Here is a 1,359-nt window from a genome sequence, read left to right as displayed (position 1 = left end):
GGCCTCGTCCGCGCTCGCCATGACGCGGCCGACGGAGGGGTGCGCACCCAGGTGGGCCTCGATCTCGCCGAGTTCGATGCGGAACCCGCGGATCTTGACCTGGTCGTCCACCCGGCCCTGGAACACGATGCGGCCCTGCCGGTCCCAGGAGACCAGGTCACCGGTCCGGTACATCCGTCCCCCCGGCTCCCCGAACACGTCGGGGACGAACCGCTCGGCGGTCAGGTCCGCACGGCCCAGGTAGCCGCAGGCCACACCCTCACCGGCGATGTACAACTCGCCCGGCACCCCCACCGGCACCGGCCGCAGCCGCTCGTCCAGCACGTACACGCGCATGTTGTCGAGCGGGCGGCCGATCGGGACCCGGTCCTCTTCGGACAGGTCGGCCGGCACCTCGAAGGCGGTCGCGAAGGTCGTGGTCTCGGTCGGCCCGTACACGTGCGAGACCACAGTGTCCGGGCAGGCCCGCACCACACGGGCCATGGCGGCCGGGGACACGAACTCGCCGCCGGTGAGCACCGCCCGCACCCGGGCCAGGAGGGTCGGGTCCTCCTCCGCGATCAGGTTGAACAGCGCCGTGGTCAGGAACACCGCGGTGACCTCGTGGCGGTCCAGCACCCGCCGCATCGTCTCCACGTCGGTCTCCCCGGGGGCCACGACCACCCGACCGCCGTTGAGCAGCGGCACCCACAGCTCGTAGGTCGCGGCGTCGAAGGCGTGCGGGGAGCGGAACAGCACCCGCTCGTGGGCTCCCCCGCGCCAGCGCCGGTCCATGGCCAGGGCCACCACGTCGCGGTGGCCGACCACCACGCCCTTGGGGCGGCCGGTGGAACCCGACGTGAACATCACGTAGGCGGAGTCCCGGGGTGCGGGGGCGGTGTCCGGGGCGGCCCGATCCCCCGCGACGAGTTCCGCCGCCGCCAGCACCGGCAGGTCGGCGCCCGCGGCCCCGAGTGCCTCGACGGTGTCGGCCGTGGCGGCGTCCGCGACCAGCACCCGGGCGCCGCAGTCGTCGAGGATGAGCGCCAGCCGGTCGGCCGGGTGCGAGGTGTGCAGCGGCACGTACACGGCGCCGGCGCGCAGCACGCCCAGGGTCACCGCGACCAGGTCGATCGAGCGCTCCATCGCCAGCGCGACGGGGTCGCCGGGGCGCACCCCGGCCTCGGCCAGCCCGGCGGCGACCGCCGCCGACGCGCGCTCCAGCTCCCCGTAGGTCAACGCCCCCGCCGCACCCTCCACCGCGACGGCGTCGGGGGTGGCGGCGGCCTGCGCCAGGAACAGGTCCACGATCGACCCCTCCGGCAGCGGAGCGGCGGTGTCGTTCCACTCCACCAGGACCCGGTGCCGCTCCTCCTCCGA

At 75.1% G+C, this 1,359-nt stretch carries 1 protein-coding gene; it reads right to left on the bottom strand.

Annotated features, from left to right (window positions below; translation table 11 throughout):
* Window positions 1–1,359: amino acid adenylation domain-containing protein (locus QJS33_RS31215; RefSeq protein ID WP_306371664.1), on the bottom strand; the 1,359-nt coding region annotated here is incomplete at both ends.

This window comes from Nocardiopsis sp. CC223A (assembly GCF_030766825.1).
In the GTDB taxonomy this organism is placed as follows: Bacteria; Actinomycetota; Actinomycetes; order Streptosporangiales; family Streptosporangiaceae; genus Nocardiopsis.
Note: the sequence above shows the minus strand (reverse complement) of the source record. Positions and strands in the feature narration are given on the sequence as shown.